General features: G+C 47.6%; 17 protein-coding genes. 8 read left to right on the forward strand and 9 right to left on the reverse strand.

Going from position 1 to position 22118, the window contains the following annotated elements:
- Nucleotides 1-535: 535 nt before the first annotated feature.
- The 5 genes from htpX (at nucleotide 536) to EYB58_RS24100 (ending at nucleotide 2637) form a co-directional block, all read left to right on the forward strand.
- Nucleotides 536-1486, forward strand: coding sequence for a zinc metalloprotease HtpX (gene htpX / locus EYB58_RS15520; protein ID WP_111954914.1), 951 nt, complete (start codon nucleotides 536-538; stop codon nucleotides 1484-1486).
- A 128-nt stretch (nucleotides 1487-1614) separates the two neighbouring features.
- Nucleotides 1615-1791, forward strand: a complete 177-nt coding sequence (locus EYB58_RS24085) for a hypothetical protein (RefSeq protein WP_242637391.1) — start codon at nucleotides 1615-1617, stop codon at nucleotides 1789-1791.
- A 187-nt stretch (nucleotides 1792-1978) separates the two neighbouring features.
- Nucleotides 1979-2257 carry a hypothetical protein gene (locus tag EYB58_RS24090; protein WP_242637392.1) on the forward strand — a complete coding sequence of 93 codons (279 nt, stop codon included), beginning with the start codon at nucleotides 1979-1981 and terminating at the stop codon, nucleotides 2255-2257.
- The gene (locus tag EYB58_RS24095) at nucleotides 2244-2522 is read left to right on the forward strand and encodes a hypothetical protein (protein WP_242637393.1); all 279 of its coding nucleotides are present in this window, start codon (nucleotides 2244-2246) and stop codon (nucleotides 2520-2522) included. Before EYB58_RS24090 ends, EYB58_RS24095 begins: the two co-directional genes overlap by 14 nt.
- Nucleotides 2503-2637: an L-serine ammonia-lyase, iron-sulfur-dependent, subunit alpha gene (locus tag EYB58_RS24100; RefSeq protein WP_242637394.1), complete on the forward strand. Its 135-nt coding sequence runs from the start codon at nucleotides 2503-2505 to the stop codon at nucleotides 2635-2637. Before EYB58_RS24095 ends, EYB58_RS24100 begins: the two co-directional genes overlap by 20 nt.
- A 269-nt stretch (nucleotides 2638-2906) precedes the next feature.
- On the opposite strand, the gene EYB58_RS15530 is transcribed toward EYB58_RS24100, so the two are convergent.
- Entirely contained in the window at nucleotides 2907-3386 is a 480-nt protein-coding gene (locus tag EYB58_RS15530) for an Lrp/AsnC family transcriptional regulator (protein ID WP_111954912.1), read from the reverse strand.
- Between the two features lie 431 nt (nucleotides 3387-3817).
- Between EYB58_RS15530 and EYB58_RS15535 the strand changes: the two genes are divergently transcribed.
- The 3 genes from EYB58_RS15535 (at nucleotide 3818) to EYB58_RS15545 (ending at nucleotide 8392) form a co-directional block, all read left to right on the forward strand.
- Complete coding sequence (locus EYB58_RS15535) at nucleotides 3818-5323, forward strand: glycogen synthase (protein ID WP_111954910.1); 1506 nt, start codon at nucleotides 3818-3820, stop codon at nucleotides 5321-5323.
- Between the two features lie 278 nt (nucleotides 5324-5601).
- Nucleotides 5602-5907 carry an isoamylase early set domain-containing protein gene (locus tag EYB58_RS15540; RefSeq protein ID WP_111954908.1) on the forward strand — a complete coding sequence of 102 codons (306 nt, stop codon included), beginning with the start codon at nucleotides 5602-5604 and terminating at the stop codon, nucleotides 5905-5907.
- Between the two features lie 46 nt (nucleotides 5908-5953).
- Nucleotides 5954-8392 (forward strand): glycogen/starch/alpha-glucan phosphorylase, encoded by a 2439-nt coding sequence (locus EYB58_RS15545; protein WP_111954906.1) that lies wholly within the window; start codon nucleotides 5954-5956, stop codon nucleotides 8390-8392.
- On the opposite strand, the gene EYB58_RS15550 is transcribed toward EYB58_RS15545, so the two are convergent.
- The 8 genes from EYB58_RS15550 to gap all read right to left on the reverse strand — a co-directional run bounded on the left by EYB58_RS15550 (nucleotide 8382) and on the right by gap (nucleotide 22002).
- Entirely contained in the window at nucleotides 8382-10418 is a 2037-nt protein-coding gene (locus EYB58_RS15550; RefSeq protein WP_111954904.1) for an alpha amylase C-terminal domain-containing protein, read from the reverse strand. The two genes, EYB58_RS15545 and EYB58_RS15550, sit on opposite strands and share 11 nt — an antisense overlap.
- Nucleotides 10384-11886: a glycogen synthase gene (locus tag EYB58_RS15555; RefSeq protein WP_111954930.1), complete on the reverse strand. Its 1503-nt coding sequence runs from the start codon at nucleotides 11884-11886 to the stop codon at nucleotides 10384-10386. Before EYB58_RS15555 ends, EYB58_RS15550 begins: the two co-directional genes overlap by 35 nt.
- A gap of 111 nt (nucleotides 11887-11997) precedes the next feature.
- The gene (locus EYB58_RS15560; protein WP_111954902.1) at nucleotides 11998-16329 is read right to left on the reverse strand and encodes an amylo-alpha-1,6-glucosidase; all 4332 of its coding nucleotides are present in this window, start codon (nucleotides 16327-16329) and stop codon (nucleotides 11998-12000) included.
- Nucleotides 16330-16806: 477 nt separating this feature from the next.
- Nucleotides 16807-17124 carry an ISAzo13-like element transposase-related protein gene (locus tag EYB58_RS24800; protein ID WP_111954900.1) on the reverse strand — a complete coding sequence of 106 codons (318 nt, stop codon included), beginning with the start codon at nucleotides 17122-17124 and terminating at the stop codon, nucleotides 16807-16809.
- Complete coding sequence (locus tag EYB58_RS24105) at nucleotides 17082-17270, reverse strand: transposase (RefSeq protein WP_242637395.1); 189 nt, start codon at nucleotides 17268-17270, stop codon at nucleotides 17082-17084. Before EYB58_RS24105 ends, EYB58_RS24800 begins: the two co-directional genes overlap by 43 nt.
- 664 nt (nucleotides 17271-17934) lie before the next feature.
- On the reverse strand, nucleotides 17935-19251 hold the full coding sequence (locus EYB58_RS15575) for an ammonium transporter (RefSeq protein ID WP_111954896.1): 1317 nt from the start codon (nucleotides 19249-19251) through the stop codon (nucleotides 17935-17937).
- Between the two features lie 589 nt (nucleotides 19252-19840).
- A complete protein-coding gene (locus tag EYB58_RS15580; protein WP_111954894.1) occupies nucleotides 19841-20632 on the reverse strand; it encodes a hypothetical protein in 792 nt (263 codons plus the stop codon).
- 344 nt (nucleotides 20633-20976) lie between these two features.
- On the reverse strand, nucleotides 20977-22002 hold the full coding sequence (gene gap / locus EYB58_RS15585; protein ID WP_111954892.1) for a type I glyceraldehyde-3-phosphate dehydrogenase: 1026 nt from the start codon (nucleotides 22000-22002) through the stop codon (nucleotides 20977-20979).
- Between the last annotated feature and the right edge of the window lie 116 nt (nucleotides 22003-22118).

A 22118-nucleotide genomic window follows, 5' to 3' on the forward strand; every position in this document is an offset into this window, starting at 1 on the left:
TATGGTGCATGTTGCTTTTTCGAGCCAGGCAAAGTTTTTTTGTCGACTGAATTTATTATCAGCAATATCTATACCCACAGATAAAAACTATATTATAGTTTTCTAACTATTTGATTTTAATTATGATGTTTATGGTATAAGCCCGTATAAAAAATAATAAATTTTATTTAATTTAATTTTATGTATTTTATGTAATAAGGAGTGTGAACTTAATATGATAATTTTTATGGTATTTTTTACATATAAAATTTTCATGTCACCCAGCCCTGGCAATTTTGATTTAAGTCTTGCCCTGCCGAGTTTCCGCGAATACCTCGGCCCTGGATATTGATGATATCCGGGCATCGGGGATGGTCAGGTTTCCATCCCATGTCGAAGATCATCACGGGAAAAATTAGCGTAATTTTTTGTTTCCTTTTTATGCCGGAATCTATTGGAAATGAGTGGGAAATTCTTCTATACGTGGTTGATTTTTTTATTGTGGGCTTTATATTCTTTTTGCGAGAATCTATAAATTTTCAGTGAGGGAGAAAATATGGCAAATCAATTTAAGACCGGTATGCTGCTGATTATGATGACCAGTTTGTTTCTGGTGCTTGGATATCTTCTAGGCGGACAGACTGGCATGTTCATTGCCTTGATTTTTGCCGGTGTCATGAATATCTCAAGTTATTGGTATTCGGATAAGATTGTTTTAAAAATGTACCGGGCCCAGCCTCTGGAGCGGTCCCAGGCCCCGGGGCTGTTTGATACCGTGGACCGTCTTGCCCGCCAGGCCGGTTTGCCCATGCCCAAGGTTTATCTTATTCCCGAATCAGCGCCCAATGCATTTGCCACGGGCCGGAACCCGGAGCATGCTGTGGTCGCCGTGACCCAGGGATTGATGAACATGATGAATCAGGAGGAGCTTGAAGGGGTGCTGGCCCATGAATTGGGCCATGTAAAAAATCGGGATATTCTTATTTCTACCATTGTGGCCACCCTGGCCGGAGCCATCATGTGGATTGCCTCCATTGCCAGGTTTTCAGCCTTTTTCGGCGGTTCGGATGATGACGACGGCGGCCTTGGAATCATTGGCGTGCTTGTGGTCTCTATGGTAGCGCCCATTGCCGCGATGATCGTTCAGATGGCCGTGTCCAGATCCAGGGAATACCTGGCAGATGCCACCGCTGCAAGCATTACCGGAAATCCTAACGGCCTGGCATCAGCGTTGTCAAAGCTGGGGGGCTTCAGCCGCAGCCGGGACCATATTGATGCCAGCCCTGCAACCGCACATATGTTTATCGTTAATCCTTTGACCGGAAAGCAGATGATGAATCTGTTCTCCACCCATCCGCCCATTGAAGAGCGTGTGGCACGGCTTGTGGGATCGCGGCCGCCTAGTGGACATTTTTCCGGCAATTCCCGCCAGGAAAACGAAAACGCCCATTCCGCCGGAACAACCATGGAAGATCAGAGTCGGTCATTCTGGGACAACTTGTCCTGATAAAAAGGCTTTTCGGTTGTAGTTTGTGCCCAGGACAGGGGTGTCCAGGAACAGATTGATACTGGTCAAGAAAAAGGCTGGATCGCATTTCGGGAGCTGGCGCCGTCTACCTGTAAGAAGGAGATGTAATGGTATTTGCACTGAAAGATATTTTAAGGCTCCAGGTTGCGCCGGCTCTTGAGTGTACCGAACCTGTGGCCGTTGATCCGGCCTCTGCTGCGGTCGCTTCCCTCATTGACGAGAGGCCTTTTAAATCCATTGAAGCCTGGGTAGACCCTAATATTTATAAAATGGGATGGCGGTGACCATCCCCGGCTTCAACAACCTTTGCGGTTTGGATAAGGCTGCCGCTTTAGGCGCGTTCGGAGGTTATCCCAAACTGACTCTGGAAGTGTTGGAATCAGTTTCTGAACAAGCCCTGGATCAGGTTGTTGCCTTTTGTTTGAATCCCTCGGTGCCGGTTCACCTGCTTGAAAATGTCCAGGCATCTGTGTGCGGGTGCGCATTACAGCCGGCGACCGGCAGGCAGAAGCGGAAATCAGGGATTTCCACGACCAGATTATCCGGCTGACCTTGGATGGAAAAGACCTTGAAGCCCATCCTTTGCTGTTTAATGTTCTTCAAGACAAAGAACCTGACCGGGCCAATGTGGAAGAATGGATCAAGGGCCTGATCTTAAATGAACTTGTGTGGCCCTTGTGGATCAGCTGGATGATGAGGATCGAAAATTTTTCAAAGAGGGGGGGGGGATGTCAATATGCAGCTGGCTGATCACGGACTGAAATACGGATCTGGACTCGGTATTGGCAAGGCCTTTGAACGGTTGCTTCGGCAGAATCTTATCCGTCAGGACGTGGTGCTTGCGGCCCGCATGCTGGCATCCGCAGCAGCTGATGCCAGAATGGCCGGGGTAAACCTGCCGGCAATGGGGTCAGCCGGCAGCAGAAACTATGGATTGACAGCTGGGCGGAACCACCCATCACATTGCCGGGGCCATCACCAACCTCATTGGAGATTTGACCGGGGTCATTTGTGATGGTGCCAAACCCGGATGTGCCTTGAAATTGGCCACGGCCGCCGGAATAGCCTTTCAATCAGCCCTTTTCGCCCTCCAGGGGGTCCGGGTCCAAGCCACCGATGGTATCCCCTGAGTATCCCCGGAAAAAACAATGCAAAACATCGGCACTCTGTCCCGGGAAGGCATGATCGAAACAGACCGTACCATCCTGAAAATCATGATTGAAAAAAAATTTACTGCAAAAGAGTGATCACGGATAGAGCCGGAATCACTCGGATCAGTTATGTTTATTTTGTCCTTTAGATAATTTTGAATCAAATTGTTCTTTGTAAATGCTTCTGCCTTGGCCACGGAGCTGAACAGTGTAGCAGGAAAAAAACATAGGAACGAACAGGCTGATGTTCAGACTGATCCTGCGGGTGGGGAAATTTTAAAATATTTGGAATCCGAGTGAAGCATGATATGGGTTTCAATGGCCTCTATGCCTTCAATGTTTCTCAATTCCTCTTCAAATATAAAAACATTGAGGTCCTTGATTGAATCGACCAGTACCTCAACAAAAATATCATATTTCCCCGAGGTGACCCATACGGCGTTGACATTGGGCAAGGCCATGATTTTCTTGGCGGCCCCGGCATGTCGGCTGCGCTTTAAGTTTATGCCGAGAATTGCCGCGACCTTATTGGACATGGCAAATGGGTTGACCCGGGCTTCAAGCTTGAGAACGCCTTGCTGGGTAAGCCGGTTGACCCGGTTGCTCACCGTGCCTTCGGCCACGCCCAGCTTTTTTGCAATACTTTTATACGATTTACGGGCATCTTTTTGAAGTGCCAGTATAATCTGAATTTCAAGTTCATCCAGGCTCCCGCCTACCAATGTCATGATATTGTCGCTCCTTAGCAGCATGTTGAGAATCCTTAATTTAGTGTCTGAACGAAAATTTTCGGTTTTCGGTCGAGAACTATCTATATAATAAAAACACTGGTCATGATCAAGACGCGTGTTTTTCAACTGCTTCAGGGTTTATGTCTGATTTTTTTACATTCTGGAAAGATAATTGGCAAAGCGTTAAGAATTTTCAAACCAATTTGACGGGGCAATCACTCCCGATGCCCTGCGTGCCAAGGGGATAGGGTTGCAGGTATGATGAGGGCATAAAAGATGCATTTTATAGAAATAGAAGATATGAAACCCCGGTTAAAGCCGGGCTTAAAGTTTTAATATTTGTTGTGGACAATGGCTTTACCGATCCAGGCCGGTCCGTGACAGTTCTTATGGCTGAACTATTAAAAAGAGTGAAGGAGAAGATGTCCATGCCTGATAGACCAAGAATTCTTATTGTTACCCCGGAAGTGACTTATCTGCCGGAAGAAATGGGGTCATGCGCAGGCTATTCTGCTAAGGCCGGTGGTTTGGCCGATGTCTCAGCAGCCTTGATCAGTGCTTTGTTTGATTTGAACTGCGATGTTCATGTCGCTATTCCTGATTATCGTTCCATCTATCATGATTATTCCACCGAAAAGCATGACCGGGAGGTGGAAAAGATTCGGCAATGCCTGAACGAGGAACGGATTCATTTTGCAGTGGATCGGGCCTTTCTTTATAAAGAAAAAGTATATTCCAGTAGCTCAAATAAAAATTTGAAGGTCTCTTTGGCCTTTCAGCGGGAGGTGATCAACAATATTATCCCCAGGGTAAAGCCGGACATTATCCACTGCAATGATTGGATGACAGGCCTGATTCCGGCCATGGCACGGCAGTATGAAATCCCCTGCCTGTTTTCTATCCACAATATTCATACTATGACCTCCACCCTGGCTGAGATAGAGGACCGGGGAATTGATGCGGCTTCCTTCTGGCAAAGGCTTTATTTTGAACGGCCGCCTGAAAGTTATGCCGAAAGCCGGGGATTTAACCGGGTGGATTTTCTTTGCTCGGGTGTGTTTTCAGCCCATTATGTTAATACGGTCAGTCCGGCATTTTTGCAGGAGATCGTTGAAAATCGACATCCTTTTGTGGAACCCGGGCTTCGGACCGAACTTACCCACAAATGGGAGGCTGGCTGTGCTACCGGTATTTTGAATGCACCGGAACCGGAATTGAACCCGGCAGTGGATGAAATGATCCGGTTCAATTACGGGCCGAAAAATCATCGGGGGATGAAACAGAAAAACAAGGCAGTTATCCAGAAAATGGTTGGCCTTGAACAAAATCCCGATGCCCCTTTGTTTTTCTGGCCTTCTCGCCTGGACCCGGTCCAAAAAGGTTGCCAGCTGTTGGCCCAGATTATGTACGAGACCATATCACGCTACTGGGAGTCCGGGATTCAGATTGTCTCCGTGGCAGACGGAGAATATTATAAGCACTTTAAAGATATTGCCATGTTCCACGATTTAAGGCATCGAATAGGCATTGTGAGGTTTGACGAGCAAATTTCCCACCAGGCCTTTGCCGGAAGTGATTTTGTTTTCATGCCCTCTTCCTTTGAGCCCTGTGGCCTTCCACAGATCATCGGGGCCATTTACGGTACCCTGCCCATTGTATTTGACACCGGCGGTCTGCATGACACGGTAAGGCCGCTTGACCTGGAAAACTCGAGCGGTAACGGTTTTGTTTTTACCGTATATGACACCCATGGACTGAGATGGGCGGTGGAACGGGCCATGGACTTTTTTGCCCTTGATCCGGATGAAAGAGAAGTTCAGATTCGGCGGATCATGATTGAATCCGTCACGAAATTCAACCACAGCCGTTGTGCTGAAAGCTATATTGAACTATATGAAAAAATGATTAAAAGGCCTTTCATTGTAGGGCCTTGAATGGATACTGGCCGTCAACCTGGCGATTGTGGGGAATTGACAGGGCCTTTTAAATTGAATTTTTAACGTTCCTTGTCAAACTCCCTTACACCAGGCGTTAAGATCGTCTACGTTTAGAAATTTCTTCGCAATTGACACAAATCTGCAGGCAAATGACATGTGATGCCCTGGGGATTTGAACAAGATATTGACACCTCGAGCTTAAAAAATTAAAATAAATACGTTGGCTTAGCTTCCTTGTTTTCTATATCATATTAAAAACATTTTCGGAGGGCGTCATGTTCACAAAACAATACCTTAAAACCAAAGATGTGTGCCGGGTTAGATTTAAAATGCGGAAAAAAGTGATCGGCACGGCAGAAAAAGTTAATCTGGTTGGTGATTTTAACAATTGGGATGAAAATGCCGGCGCCATGAAGAAACTCAAAAACGGGGATTTTTCTGCGGTCCTTGATCTTGAGTTGGAACAGTCTTATCAGTTTCGTTACCTGGTGGATGATACCCGCTGGATCAATGATGAAAGCGCAGATATTTACCTGCCGTCTCCCTTTCACGGGGAAGAGAATTCGGTTATTACGATATAGTGTTTCCAGCAATTAAAGGCCTCTTGGGCCGGTATGGAGTCAACGCATGTCCTATTTTGATTTTTCGAATTTTGAAATCTCCTTTAATAATTATATTAAATATATTCTGGGCAAGCAACTTGAGTACGCCTCGAGAAATGATCAGTTAAACGCCGTTTCCTATGCCGTTGGCAAGTACCTTATCGATATTGGTTATGATACCCAGAAGCGCTACCAGGCAAATGATGCCAAACGCCTGCATTACTTGTCTCTTGAATTCCTCATTGGACGGCTTTTAAGCAATAATTTATTAAACTTAGGTATTTATAACAGCTGTAAAAAGTTTCTTGAAAAAAAGGGTATTGATCTTGAATTTCTGGTGGAGAAAGAACGTGATCCGGCTTTGGGTAACGGCGGTCTTGGGCGTTTGGCTGCATGTTATCTTGATTCTTTGGCCTGCCTGAATATGCCGGGGTTCGGATACGGGATTAACTATGATTACGGTCTGTTCAAACAGTTGATCGTTAACGGATACCAGAAAGAAAAACCCGATTACTGGCCCAACCGCAGGTCACCTTGGCTGATCCGCAGAACAGAAGAGCGGTATATGGTTCCCATTTACGGTCAGGTAGAGGGGAGCGTGGACAGGGCCGGGGAGTATAACCCGGTATGGACAAACTGGGCACTGCTCATTGGCCGACCTCATGATATCCTGGTTGCTGGTTTCGAAGGCCGCACCGTAAATTATCTGCGACTGTTTACGGCTGAAGCATCCGAGGATTTTGATATCGATATTTTTAATGAGGGTGACTATTTTAAAGCTGTGGGGCGAAAAATTAAATCCGAGACCATTTCCAAAATTCTCTATCCGTCGGATTCCAAAGAGTCGGGAAAAGAACTTCGGCTGGTCCAGGAGTATTTCCTTGTGGCCTGTTCCTTAAAGGACATTATCCGCAAGTATGAAATGGACCATAACTCCTTTGATGATTTTTACAATAAAGTGGCCATTCAACTCAACGATACCCATCCGGCTCTGGCGGTGGTGGAGCTGATGCGTATCCTGGTGGATGAAAAAGGCATACAATGGGAAACAGCCTGGGAGATCACTAAAAAAACTCTTGGGTATACCAACCATACCCTGCTGCCCGAAGCCCTGGAAACCTGGCCGGTGAGTATCCTGGAACGAGTGGTGCCCCGCCATATGCAGCTGATTTATGAAATCAACCAGCGGTTCTTGGAATCTTTGACAGTGGGTGATCATGAGGAGATAACAGAAAGCATTGCAAAGATGTCCATCATCCAGGAAGGGCCTGTTAAACAGGTGCGCATGGCCAATCTTGCCATCATCGGCAGTCATTCGATAAACGGGGTGGCAAAGGTACACTCCAATCTGGTCAAAACGCAACTTGTTCCTGAATTTTATAAGCTGTGGCCGGAAAGGTTTAACAATAAGACTAACGGAGTATCCCCCAGGCGCTGGATTGCTGCCTGCAATCCCGACCTTGCGGCGTTTATCACCGAATCCATTGGCCGCCGATGGGTGGGGGACTTATCGCGAATTTGGGAACTGGAAACTTTTGAAAACGATCCGGGATTCCTGGACCGGCTGGATGAGATCAAGCTGGCCAACAAAGAGGCTTTGGCTGCGTTAATACGTAAGAAATTGTTCCTGACCGTGGATCCCCACTCCATTTTCGACATTCAGGCCAAACGGATCCATGAATATAAGCGCCAGTTACTCAATGTGCTTCATATAATCCACCTGTATCTTTCCATCAAGGAGGACGGTAAGGATATCGGGCATCCACGGACCTTTATTTTTGCCGGTAAGGCCGCTCCGGGTTACCATTTTGCTAAATTGATCATCAAACTGATTCACTCGGTTGCCAACGTGGTCAATAAGGACCCGGATATCCATGACATGATCAAGGTGGTCTTCCTGCCGGACTACCGAGTAACCCTGGCGGAAAAGATTATTCCGGCTGCGGACGTCAGTGAGCAGATTTCCACCGCCGGCATGGAAGCCTCGGGGACAGGAAACATGAAATTTGCCATGAACGGCGCGTTGACTATCGGTACTTTGGACGGGGCCAATATAGAGATTGCAGAACAGGTGGAAGATGAAAATATTTATATTTTCGGCCTCACGGTGGACGAAGTAGAGGCATTTCGCCCACGTTATGAGCCCAAAACATTTTACGATGAGGATCCGGATTTGAAACGGGTACTCAAGGCCATTTATTCCAGTCGGTTTTGTCCCGACGAATCCGGTATTTTCAAACCTGTTTTCAGCCAACTCATGGGCAATCGGGAGCATTATCTTCACCTGGCCGATTTCAGGGCTTATGTTACAACCCAGTTAAAGGTAGAAAACGATTATAAAGACCGTAGAAAATGGCTCTCCATGTCGCTAAAAAATATTGCCCGCACCGGTTTTTTTTCCAGTGACCGGGCTATTCAGGAATATGCGGACGATATATGGGGGATTCATTCCTTTAGGGGGTAGTCGCTTCAGCGCCCAGGACCAGTGCGCAGCGACTGGGCAGGTAAAGGCTCAGGGCATGGCGGTTTTCAGACACATCACCCAGGGGCCTGGTGAAATGTTTCTGGTCCGGGTTCAGGCGTCCCAATCCGCCGAACCGGGGTTCATCCGTGTCCAGGCGCATGCCATATTGGCCTGCCGGCGCATGAATCAGGTAGTCGGAAAAAGAGTGTTCCGGGTGGAAGTTGAACACAAAAATAAGGCCGGACCGCTCAAATGCCAGAATCTTATCGTCTTCGTGGAGATGCAAAAGTCTTGGCCTGTCCCATGTAAACAATTGCGTTTGTTTTGCCAGGGCAATCATCTGTTTATCAAAGGCGAACAAGTCCGGAAAATACAGATTTTTGTCATACTTCAGGGACCATAAGCGTCTGGCATGGTGGTAGGAAAATCCATTGGCAGGGGATGGAAAATCAACCCATTCAGGATGGCCGAACTCATTGCCCATGAAATTAAGATACCCTTTGTGGGCACAGGATAGGGTTATAAGACGGATCATCTTGTGAAGGGCCACGGCTCGTTGCGTGGTGATGTCCGTGTTGGATTTTTCCATGGAATTATAGATTTTTCCGCCCATCAGGCGCATCATCACAGTTTGATCCCCCACCAGGGCCTGGTCATGGCACTCCACGTAACTGATTGTGCGTTCCTCGTCCCTGTGTTGGGTCAGTTCATGCCATAGCGCTTCCATGTGCCATGCTTCGTCCCTGACCTCCTTGAGCAGTTTGATCCAGTAATCGGGCACCCCCATGGCAAATCTGAAATCAAAGCCTGTGCCGCATATTTCCGCTGGTGCCGCAAGCCCAGGGTATCCGCTCACATCTTCTGCAATGGTGACCGCACCGGGGTGGATTTCATGAACCAGGTCATTGGCAGCATAAAGATAATTTAAGGCATCTTCATCCCCATCATCACCAAAATAATCCTGGTATCTTGTAAAGGCACGTCCCAATCCGTGATCGGCAAACAGCATGGAGGTTACACCGTCAAATCGGAATCCATCCACCCGGAATTGTTCAAGAAAATATCTCAGGTTGGACAGCAGAAAATGCAGTACCTGTTGTTTGCCATAGTCAAAACACCGGGAGTCCCAAAGCGTGTGATCCCCTCTGCCTTTATCGTGGAAGAATTGGTACATGGAACCGTCAAATCGAGACAGACCCTCTACTTCATTTTTTACGCTGTGGGAGTGTACAATATCCATGAGTACACGGATGTCGGCCTGGTGTGCCTTGTCCACAAGATACTTGAAATCATCCGGGGTACCGAATCGGGAAGAGGGGGCAAAAAATGAAGAGACATGGTACCCAAAAGAGCCATAATAGGGGTGCTCCTGAACCGCCATCATCTGCAGGGTATTGTACCCTGCGTCAATGACCTTGGGCAGGATGTGATCGGCAAATTTTCGCCAGGTCCCCACCCTGCCTTCCTCTAAAGCCATGCCCGCATGGGCCTCATAGATCAAAAGAGGATCTGTAGACAACTTGGGGTTTTCTGCCTGCCACTGGTATGGCTGCTCCGGTGCCCATACCTGGGCATTAAAAATATAGGTGGCGCTGTCCTGGATGACCCGGGTGGCCGCCGTAGGGATACGGTCGCCCTCGCCGCCGTCCCACACCACCTTGAGTCGGTAAAGCTGTTCATGGCAAAAAAAGTGATCAGGGAACCGGGCTTTAAATATGCCGTTGGGATCAGGCCCTTTCACTTCCCAGTCCGAAGATTTTTCCCAGTTATTGGCTGGTGTGAGGATAAATATGGTCGTTGCATTGGGTGCCCATTCCCTGAATACCCAGCCTTTTTTATCCCTGTGCAAACCAAAAATTTCATGGTAGTCGGCAATTTTAGCCCAGGACTTCTTGTTTTTCAGCTGTTCTGTCTTTGCCAAAGCCTGTTCAAACCGTGCCCGGATAATGGGCTTAAAAGGTAACAGGTACGGATCATTTGTCCATGAAGGATTAGACCAAAAAAGGTCTTTGGAGCATTTTTTCATATAGTTTAATATAGCTTTCAGCGCATCGGGTGTGGTTAAATTCAAGTACGGATTCAGTCATGATTCTTCGGAGCTGGTGTTCTTTTTCATCCGGATCCAGGAGGAAAAAATCCATGGCACGGTCCACGGCCCAGTTCAGTCCCTGGGCATCGTGGACATAGAAAAGAAATCCATTGCCCGTTGAATGATCTACATCCAGTTGTTTGACTGTGTCATGCAGGCCGCCTGTGTCAAATACAATGGGCAGACTGCCGTAAATTCCTCCGATCATCTGGGGCAGGCCGCACGGTTCAAAGGAGGAGGGCATGAAGATAAAATCACTGGATGCAAATGCCTGGTGGGACAAATGTTCGTTGAACCCCCAGATACTGACCCGCCGGTGCAGGTCATGGAAATCGACAATATCGTGGAAGTGTCTCTGGTATGGACCGTCTGCCACGGATACAATCTGAATACCTGTGTCCCAGTAACGGGAAATAATATCATACATGGTTTCTGCCAGAAGCGTGCAACCCTTCTGCACAGGATCCAGGCGGGAGGGCCAGAAAAACATAGGCGCATCGGGATTTATTTCAAGGCCCACGGATTTTTGCAGAAAGTTTTTATTCTTCTTTTTTTGGGCACGGTGGTTTTTGGGCCCGTAATTGAACTGGACCATGTCATCCACGGCTGGATTGAATTCGGGCTCAGGTGCATTTAAAATGCCTGTGGCGCATTCGGCATCCCATTTGTGGGCCAGCTCATCCCTGAGTTCCGGTGCGACAAAGGGGTGGCGGTTTTCAACAATCTCACGCAGGAAGGTGGGACTTACCGTGTTTACATAATGGGCGGAAAACACCCCTGACGCCAGAAAATCCACCCGGTTGGTATTCCAGCTCTCTTCGTAGTTAAAGGGCGGACGTTTGAAGTAGAGGTGCTGCCAGAAGGCTGCCGCATCAATCCCCCTGTCCTCAATTTCGGCCAGGGTGGAGGTCATGGTATGGATGTTGTGAATGGTGAACAGGCACGGGATTTCGTATCGCCTGGCCATGGCCGGAATCAGTCCGGTCATCCAGTCGTTGCAATGTATGATATCCGGTTTCACCCTGGGGATGATGTTGTTGATCACCTCCCGCTGAAACGCCAGGGACACCTTGAGATCTTTATCCGAATAGCCGGAATAGACACCATCTTTGTAAAGGAACACCCGGTCCACGGCAAAATGAATCCGTTCCTCATGCAGACGCCGGCGAATTTTTTCCATCTCCAGGTGATTCCTTGGTTCGTTATCACCATGATAGATAGACCTGTAGTCGGGTATGGCCACATGAACATCGCAGCTTAAATCATACAACGCGGAGATCAGTGCTGCCGACACATCTGCCAGGCCTCCGGCCTTGGCTGAGTAATCATCGTCACCAGGACATATACCCTCCGGCAGATAGGTGACCTCCGGGGTTACAATAAGAATTCTTGGTTTATCAGAGATAAGCACCTCCTATTTTCTGGCTTTCGGAGTGCTGCCAGTATTGTTCATAATGGGCTGACGGCTCGCAAATAATTAATTTTGATTAATATAGCATCTTTGATGCCTATAATATTAAGTTTTATTTTGAATCCGGGTCAGTTTGTGGGCAACCCTGGCAATTTCGCTGCAACCCCAGGCCTGGGCATCACATCCCCTGGGCGTGTGCGGAAAATTACCGTCAAGGATTTCAGGTACAAAACCTGCCGCGCCCGTGCGCATCAATGGTAGTGAACTGCCTAACCAGGACAAGGCCGCCGGAATACCCGGGGGGCCAAAGGCTGTGGCCCAGGCCTCACAGAATATCGGAAACTGCCAAGTCCAGGCTGTGCCGTTGTGGTAGGCCGGTTTCCTTTGGGTATCCTCATCTCCCTGGTAACATCCGGCATAGGGAGCATGGGGATTTACCAGGGGCTGCCCTTCCCGTTCAATGAACAACGGTATGGTAAGGGGACGGTCCGCAAGGCTTCGGATGCCTCCGGGTACCAGAAGCTCCCGGCAGGTTTCGACCACCCGGGCCATGATCTTTGGGTCGTCAATGACCCCTAAAGTGATGAGCAGCAGCTGATTGGGCCGCAGGGCATCATCCGGGATTGCATGTCCGGCGTCAACCGGTTCGCTGCAGTGCAGGCAGTCGCTGAAAAAACCATCGTCTTCGCGCCAGAACAGATTCACGATGTTACGTTTGACCGTGTCTGCATGTTTTTGCCATGGCGTGTGTGTGTTCAAAGCATCAACCTGGGATAAGAATTCAAGGGCATGATACCACAACGCCTGGATCTCAATGGGATATCCCTGGCGGGGGGTAGCTGCCGGGAAATTGGTATCCATCCAGGTAAAATGGGCCGGGCTGTAGAGCAGCATGGATTCAGGATCTGCCTTGACACCGGTGGGCGTGCCGTTGATCATGGATGATGCCATGTCTTTGAGCACCTGGATCAAGGTGCGCTGTCCGATGTTTTTGGTGAGCAGTGTCTCTTTGCTTACGGTTTGGGATAGTTGCCGGTAGCAGGCAAAGAACCACAGCGGCGCATCCGAGGTCTCAATGTTCCTTGCATCTTCACCGCATATCATATTGGGCAGGGTGCCGTTCTTTTCAAATTTTCCAAAAAGGGAGAGTATGGCAAAGGCATCCCGGATTCGGCCAAGCTCAATCAGGGAGCGGCAGAAGATAAGGCTGTCCCTTCCCCAGTCCAGGAACCAGGGATATCCTGCCACCACGCTTTTTTCCTCTCCCCGGTCCACGATGAATGCGTCAAGGCTTGCCTGTATTGCCTGGGAAAACGGTACGGTTGAATGGAAAAGACCGGGCAAGGAGATTTTTTTGCTGTCTACGGGTTCAGGCATTATCTTTTCATTAATGACACGGGCCTCCAGGCTAACCGTGTCTCCGCCCTTGACATTGATGCTGAAATAGCCCGGGCTGAACAGATCGGAGTCGGCATCCAGTCCCCGGGTGGCTTCAATACTTCTGTGGACCATGTAGTTCCATTCCGGTTTCAAGAAAAATGCATCCCGGCTGCTTGACAGCCGAAGTACCTGCCTTGTTTGGGAATGAAAGAAAAATCCGTTTTCAAATGCTGAAACCCGGGATGGCCATTGCTGTTCAGGCCCGCTAAAAGCCTTAACTGTGTCATGAAAACTTCTGTCTTCAATGTCGGGACGGATGATCAGCGTAACGTCGCGTTGGGGTTGAAGGCGCCGGGGATTATCTGCCGGTGCGGGTTCCCGGTGCAGGGTCAGGGTCACGGCGTTGGCTTTTCGGTCCATCTCCAGGAACAGATCAATGACATAATATCTGCCTTCGGATGAGGGAATTCTGAACCGCCATTTTCCGCCCCGGTCATGGGAGGCCCAGAAGGCATCTATGCAATCGAGCCCAAGTTCCCTGGAATAGCCCTGGAATACGCCCCAGATTCTGAACCGGGACAGGAGCATCCATCGGTTTTCGGGCAAGACAGGGTTCAGGTTGGCACCCAATAGGGCATCATAACGGCTCTCCAGATGGCCGAAACAGGCCCCTGCCCGCATCATTGCACCCAGGCCGGTGGTGGATAGCTGCTTGATGGACGGATCAGCGGCAATTTCCCTGCGGGTAAAAGAGAGCCGCAGGTTAAGAGCATCAAAGGGCGGGAGATATCGGATGTTGCCGGTGATTTTTTTGGTGCCTTCGGGGCCGGATATGCGTAGTTTGAGCAGGCAGTCCCTGTGATTGTCTTTTATTTCCATGGGCATGAAAATGGCCAGGTACGCGGCATCCCCTTCTGCAGGAAGGCTTTCACAAAATCCCAGACACTTTTTGTCAGGCCCAGCTTCCCCAAGTTGAACCCTGAAATGCTTGTTGCACCGGACTATCAGGAAAAAGCCAGGGGGAACCATTACCCTGCGATTGATATCCTTGTGACCATCAAACAGGATGGTACGGCAGGGTTGTCTGTCCGGATAGAGCTTGCGTATAAAGGTTTCGGGATTTCGTGCCAGATCCATGGCGGCCTGGTCCACATCCAGGTCGGCCAGATCCATGTAGCCGTTTACCGCAGTAATCACCTCAAGGGCCAGTGCCCTTCGTTTTTGCATCAGAACCCTGCCCGGCATGGACAGATTGCCCGTCGGTTGGGCCCAAATTAAGCCCAGGTCACCCTTTTCAGGACTTAAGGCCATTACTTCACCCGGTTTCAGGAGAATCCGGTATTTTCCTTTTCTGTTTTCTGCCTGAACGGTGTTGCCTGAAATCAGGTCTATCCATGGAAAGGCCGCACCACCTTCCGTGCCGACTGGCCATACCGCCGAGACCCGCCTGTCACAGTTCGGATTGATCAGCACCAGCATCCGGGCATTATAATGGGGGTTGAGCCTTAGCAGTGCCAGTGCCTGGCTCTCTTTTTCATGGATGAGTGTTAATTGTGTCCCACTGAAAAAGGCCGGGTGTTCCCGTAAAAGAAGATGAAGCCGGGTGATATAATCCACCTGGTTGTCGGGATTTCCCCAGTTCAGGCCCGGGGAGTTGTGGACATTTATTTTCTCCTTGGCAAACCATTCCACGCCGTTGGCAAATCCAAAGCCCCCGCAGATACTGAAAAGCGCGCAAAGGCCGGTCCTCATTTTCGCGTAGGTATGGGAGACCTTGGCCAGGCGGTCATTGTCATGGGTTTCGGCAAAATGGATTAAGTGGCCGCAGGTATTCGAAAGGTCCACGGCATGGGGTAGGTACCGGGATATCTGCTCAAGGGTGTATTCCTGGAACAGTTCTGAATAGGCCCAGTTAAAATTTGCGCGCTGGAGCAAGTGGCGGGTTGCATCTGGTGGCCCTCCCAGTCCTTCAAGGAAAAAAATCGTGTTGGGGTACTGGCTTCTGACCTTGTATATAATATATTCCCAGGCCCGTTCCGGGATCATGTACCCGGCATCGCACCGGAATCCGTCCACACCCCGGTGGCACCATTGCAGAAAAATATTCGCCATGTACTGCCACAGATCCGTGTGCCGGTAATCCAGTTTGGTCAGATCCGCCCAGACAACACCCCAGGCCCCAGGCATGCGGATTTTACCGTCATCTCCCCGGTCCAGCCACTCGGGATGGGATTCATGAAGACTTGCTGCCCATCCGGTATGGTTGATGGCAATGTCAAGGATCAGATAACCGTCGTGATCATGTACGGCATCCACTAGTTCCATGAATTGTTCAAGGGGGGTGGCTGCCGGGTCAAATTGGGCCAGTGCCGGGTCCACATCTGAAAAGTCAAGGGCTGCATAGGGACTTCCAAATCGGCCCATCCGGGCATAGGTGGTGGGCGTGGGATGAATGGGCAAAAGGTGAAGCGCCCGGCAACCCATTTTGGAAAAGATAAAGTCCAACTGTTCCTTTAGATCCCTGAATTTTCCAGATTTGGGAATCACGGTGAATCCCTGGTCATCCAGTTTGTTGAGCACGGAATCCAGATTCGGGGGCTGGAACTTTGCGTCCTTGGTGGGCCCAAACTGCCGCACAAACGCATTATAAATGATATTGGCACAGCAGGTACCGGCCGGTTCAACGCAGAGTTTGGTGTTTCCCCCTTCGGGCCATACCGGAACATCACTGTCCCGGGGAAGAAAAAAACATTTGGCCTGGAACGGCCCGGGTTGGGTCAGGGGAAACCGGATGGAAAAATTTCCATCACCATCTTCTTTCATGGGCAAATCACACCAGGCCTCACCCAGTTTGATTTCGTTTTTCTCAACCCGGCGGATGATTTCTCTGCGGATCGCGTCTGCATTACCCAGGTCGGTTCTGACAAAGGCACGGCCTGGTCTGTCAGGGGATACTGAAAGTGTGAAAATGATAACATCTCCGCAGAATAAGACCTGGGCCGTTTCTGGAGACGGGCTCTGGGTCAGTATGAGTATTTCCTGATTTTTTGAGACCATGATTTTGCCTTAAGGAGTTGAATTAACAAAATACATATAATTTGAGTATATCATATAATTTCAAAGAGTAAATAAAAATGGAATAATGAAAGATACGTTTATACGGTCTACAGCCCGATCCTGAGAGCCTGTTTGGAAATTGAGGAACCTACTGAAATTTAATGAGATTTCGATTTTATCCCCTAATTTTTAAACAGGCTTTAAATCAACAGCGCTGGAGATAGGCCCGCTATCCTCTAACTTTCATAATTTTACAACCGGATTTCTTTACAATCGTCTCTCCGATAAAGCTTGAAACCCTGGTGCCGTCGGATTATTCTAACTTTTCAATACCCAAGGGAACAGGGCCTTCTTTTTTAATCCAAAGAAACGATCCAATGTTCTGGAAAATTCTCTGGAACCAAAGGTGCTGCCAAAATTTTAGGCGCAATATTAGAATAAAACCTCCCAATTTCTCAATCAACATAGAAAGGTATGTCAACAGCCCATTTTTGAATCCCCTCGATTCGGAAAATTTGATTTTCTATATCCTGCCCAACCTGTTTTGTCAGACCTATGCCTTTTTTTCACAAAGGTTACAACTGGACTCCAGCCCTTCCTGGTCATTGTTTTCGTTAAACCTATAATTTTTTCAACCTTATCCAGAAGTCCTTCATTCCAATGCTGTTCCAATCTACCCCAAACTCTTTCTACGGGATTGTATTTACTGTGATATGGTGGATAATAAGTACATAGACAAAAATAAATTGCTATTAAGAAAATGAAATTATAAATTTCTTGCTGACATTTGCCAATACATTGATTCTTGAGGTTTTGCCACTCGGAATTAAAAGTTGCTCTTCTTCATCCAACCAAGCAGATGGAATTTCAGGTACGCCGGTAAAACCGGATTCATCAAAGTAATACAGATCAATGCTGTCTGCATCATCTTCATATTTCAATATTACGATCTCTTTTTGTGCTTCCCTGACTCATTCTAATCACGTTTGCTTTTAAGAGATTTTTGTCCATTACACCAACGTAGATTTTTTATAATCCGTTTCAGGGTTTTTACGCTAATTTTTCTACCTTTACGTTTCATTTGATATCCTTGCTATGCAAAGTGAAAGTGATTTATTACTATCTGGTAGAGGAGTCGGTCACCCGATTCCTCTACCAGATAGTATAAGGTTAGACGATACCAGGCTTGAAAGCGTTGACGGCTGATAGGTCTCATAAACTCTTAAATGAAGCTGACAGGGAAGCGTAGTGCGGGAAATCCGCATGCTGCGTTTGACGTGGAGGGGATTGGAAACGGGCTTAATTTGAACCGCTCCAGTCTTCGACCCTACCTGAGAGGGCCTGAAGGGGAAGTACTCACCTGCGAGGGGTGCCGGGTAATTGGCATTCCTACCGTGGCACGGTTTTCTCATTGTTTAAAAATATGGTTTATCCCCTATTTTCGCCTCTGACTCAAGTGGGCGTTTCTATCATTTATGGAAAAAAGAAGATCAGTTTGAATATACTTGCTTTGTACAAGGATGGATTGAGGCGGCGGGCGATAGCCCGGTGCCTGGAAAAGGCACCGGACATTTTTGCGTTCTAAAAAAAGGAATTTTTCACAGATCAGGAGGAAAAATCATATCCCCTTTCGCCGTGGAGTGACTGGTCAAGTCCCCTGTACTCACTTTCTTCATCCAGTCTGAAGCCTACAGTTTTTTCCACAATAATACACAGGATAATGGTTGCGACGCCGGCAAGCAGGATAGTTGCTCCTAATCCTTTGAGCTGTATTAACAGCTGATCGAAAACTGTCCAGGTCCGCCCGGCTGCTTCACTGGCTGATGCCATCCAGGAATCGCGGATAAAAAAACTGAGTAGAATGACCCCCAGCGCGCTACCGACACCGTGAATTCCAAAGCAGTCCAGTGTATCATCATACCCCAGCTTTATTTTGAGCTGAAGCGCATAAAAACACACCACGGTTGATGCCGCTCCCAGGAACAGCGCGCCCAGGGGCTGAACCACTGCGGCTGCCGGGGTGATCACCACCAGGCCGGCCAGGGTGCCGGATGCAAAACCAAGTGCAGATGCCTTCCGGTACATAATCCCTTCCATACACAGCCAGACCAGTGCGCCGCTGGCCGCGGAAATCTGGGTCATGGTCAGGGCTCTGCACGAATCCAGACCGCTCTGAAGGGTGGAGCCGGCATTAAAACCAAACCAGCCGACCCATAGCAGTCCGGCTCCGATAAGGGTCATGGTCAGATTGTTGGGTGGTGCGGTAATTTTTGGATGTCCCAGTCGGGGCCCAAGATAGATGGCTGCCACCAGGGCACTGGTACCGGCCGACACATGAATGACCAGTCCTCCGGCCAGGTCAATTACCCCGGCGGCACCGGCATTGAACAGCCAGCCGTCCGATGCCCACACCCAGTGGCACAGTGGCGTGTAAACCACCAGGAACCATAGGGAAATAAACAGGATATATCCCCTTAAATAAATTCGCTCTGCTATGGCACCGCTGATCAGAGCCGGCGTGATGATGGCAAATTTACCTTGGAACATGGCAATGATATATTCCGGGATCCCGTCGGTCACGGCTTCATCAATCCCCTTGAGAAAAAAGAAATCACTGTTCCACCCGACAAGTCCGCCCATAATGCTCTTTCCAAAAGTCAATGAATATCCGCAGACCACCCAGAGCACACCGATAACTGCCATGGCCACAAATGTATGCATCATGGTTCCCAGAACATTTTTAGCCCGCACCAGGCCGCCGTAAAACATGGCCAGACCCGGCATCATGAGTAGAACCAGGGCCGTTGAAATCAGCATCCAGCTCGTATTACCGCTGTCAATTACTGTGCCGTCTCCAGCCAATGCAGCCAGCGGAGTGCCAAGAATTACAAAACCGAAAGAAATATGCTGCTTGTTTACCATAATCATGCTCCATTGTTGTTTATTCAAAAAATTTTAATTTAAAAAGCAATAGGCATGCCGTTTTCTTATTATAATCTATTATTTATATGTATCATGCTGTAATTAATAAGATTTATTTTAATGGTTAGCTTTGATTGATCAGTGAATATCATTCGAACAATCAGTTTATTTCAAATTTGTATACAAAAAATTAAAAAAATATTTCATAATTGAAATAAATGAAGCAAATATATTTATCTGTATTAGGTATTTAAGCTATTCAGGAGGCTTCGGCACAAATAGTATTTGATTTTATTCGGGAATCTGCATTGCTTTCTGCTGAAAGTATCACACAGTGCATATGACAATTTGCAAGATGGGCGATTGAATTTAAAATTTCAATAATGTTAAGAAAAGAATGTTGAGAAAAGAATGTTGAGAAAAGAATGTTGAGAAAAGAATGTTGAGAAAAGAACTAACCGTGAAAAGTGTTTACTATTCACGGAATGGGTCTTTTAAAAGATTGGAAAAGGACCGCAAATATATTTTTCAACTTTTGTTGTGGGCTGAACCACGAAGAAAAATCAGGTCAGCCCATGGCTGTCATTTCTTAATCTTCTGACGCGGGAACTTCAAGTATATCAGGATCAGATTTATTTTCGATTTTAAGCATGGACGGGTCAGGCCCGGGCAGTCTGCTTAAGCTTAACTGATACTCACGGATATGGGTTTCTGCTTCCAACGTTTTTTTGGCCAGAAGATATCGTAAATAAAGAAACCAGGCAAAAATTAAAAGAACTGCCATGACGGCAAAAGCAATAAACCATCCATACCGATCAATGATTTCAAGACCGGTTTGACCGATGAAGGAAACCATATTTGGCAGCACCCAGAAGGCAAGCACAACCAGAAAAATGCCGGCACCAATTATAAAAATATTCATGCGATTGATCTGGGCTAAAAATTGATTCACTTTTCCCTTGGGCTCAACATTCGCATTTTCGGTGGGTGCCTGGGGTTGGGGTTCCTCTTGCTTTTTGCCGAGAAGCGTTGAGACGGCTGATATAATAAAGGCAAATAAAAGCGTAAACCCTAAAGGAAGACCAATGGCCGTGGCAAACCAAGCCCTGAACGGAAAAGGCACTGTCCGGGTGACCAGCTTTTTTTCATAATTTTCAAAGGGGCCGAAGGTTGCTTCAAAATAATATTTTTTAAACTGGGTTAAATGCTCTCCATCCGCTTCGTAAATGACTGTTCCTGAATCATTCATAACTTGCAGGGTATTTTTTTTCCCGGATTTTGCAGAAAAAACGAAAAAAATTTGAAGTTCCACTAAAACCAGCAGCACAGCAATGATAATCAGCAGAGGTTTGTTTTGGAAAAATGAATTTTTGATGTTCATAACCCGCCTTATTTTGATTGCAATTCTTACTTTTTTACAAAAAAGCTCCCTTTAATTGATCGGAAGCCTTCATTCAACCGTTAAAATTGTATAGAAATTAACCCGTCTCTGCGACCCTGTCAATTTATTAATCCCGGTATGAATTTAGAACATCTTGTTATTCACTATCATTTTGTTTTTTTGTTGGTTCTATGGATTATAGCCAGTGTTTGAACGAAAATTTATCCATCTGCGCCTTGCATCTGGGCAACTTCTCGTCCAAACACGGGTTCCCGTTCAGGCACTATCTATAGGGCATTTCCTTGTTATCTTTGCGGTCGCTTCTTTTTTTGGGGGGGAAGCCCTTATAAAGAAGACATTAAGTTGCCCATATGGGCCAGTGTTCTGATAAGCTGGTTGACATAGCTCATCTCATTGTCATACCAGGATACCACCCTGACTTCATAAATTTTGGTTCCGCACTGCTGGGCAAGTGTTTGCGTGGAATCAAAAAGGGAACCATAGCTCATGCCGATTGTATCACTTGACACCAGTTCTTCATCGGAATATCCAAAGGACTCATCTGACGCTTTTTGCATCGCTTCATTAATGCCTTGAACTGACACGGTTTCGGTGTCATCTTTTAAAGTTGCGTCAAGAATGGTGATGGACCCCGAAGGAACCGGCACACGTTGTGCCGAGCCGATCAGTTTGCCGTCAAGTTCGGGGATGACGAGGCCAATGGCCTTTGCAGCACCGGTTGAATTGGGTACGATGTTGATTGCACCAGCTCTGGCACGGCGAAAATCACCTTTGCGGTGGGGTCCGTCAAGAATCATCTGGTCGCCTGTATATGCATGGATGGTTGTCATGAAACCGGTTCTTAATTCACGATACTCATTCAATGTTTTTGCCATGGGTGCAAGACAGTTGGTTGTGCATGAGGCACCGGAAACCACAAGTTCATCACCCTGTAGTGTCTGATGATTTACACCATAAACAATGGTTGGCAGGTCAGTGCCTGCCGGGGCAGAAATTAACACCCTTTTGGCGCCGGCATCGATATGTGCCTGGCTTTTGGTCTTTGAGCAGAAAAATCCGGTGCATTCAAGAACAATATCCACCCCAAGGCTGCCCCAAGGAAGATTTTTGGGATCGGCATCTTTGTAAACCGGAATTTTTTTGCCGTCAATAATGAGGGCTTCTCCATCGCACTCAACTGTATGGTCTGAATAACGCCCCTGGACACTGTCATACTTGAGAAGATGCGCCAGCATTTTAGGTTCTGTCAAATCGTTAATGGCTACAATGTCAAACCGGTCATCTCCAAAGAGTTTTCGGAAAGAAAGCCTTCCTATTCTTCCAAAACCATTAATAGCAACTTTAAGCATAATACTTCCTCCTGTTGGATTGGATATTGGGTGTAAGGGACTCTAATTTAGGAAAATCTTTATGCAACGTAGGGGTAAACGTAAAGAAAATTTGTTTTGCTCCGCTGGAAACGTTG

The organism is Desulfobacter hydrogenophilus (assembly GCF_004319545.1).
In the GTDB taxonomy this organism is placed as follows: Bacteria; Desulfobacterota; Desulfobacteria; order Desulfobacterales; family Desulfobacteraceae; genus Desulfobacter; species Desulfobacter hydrogenophilus.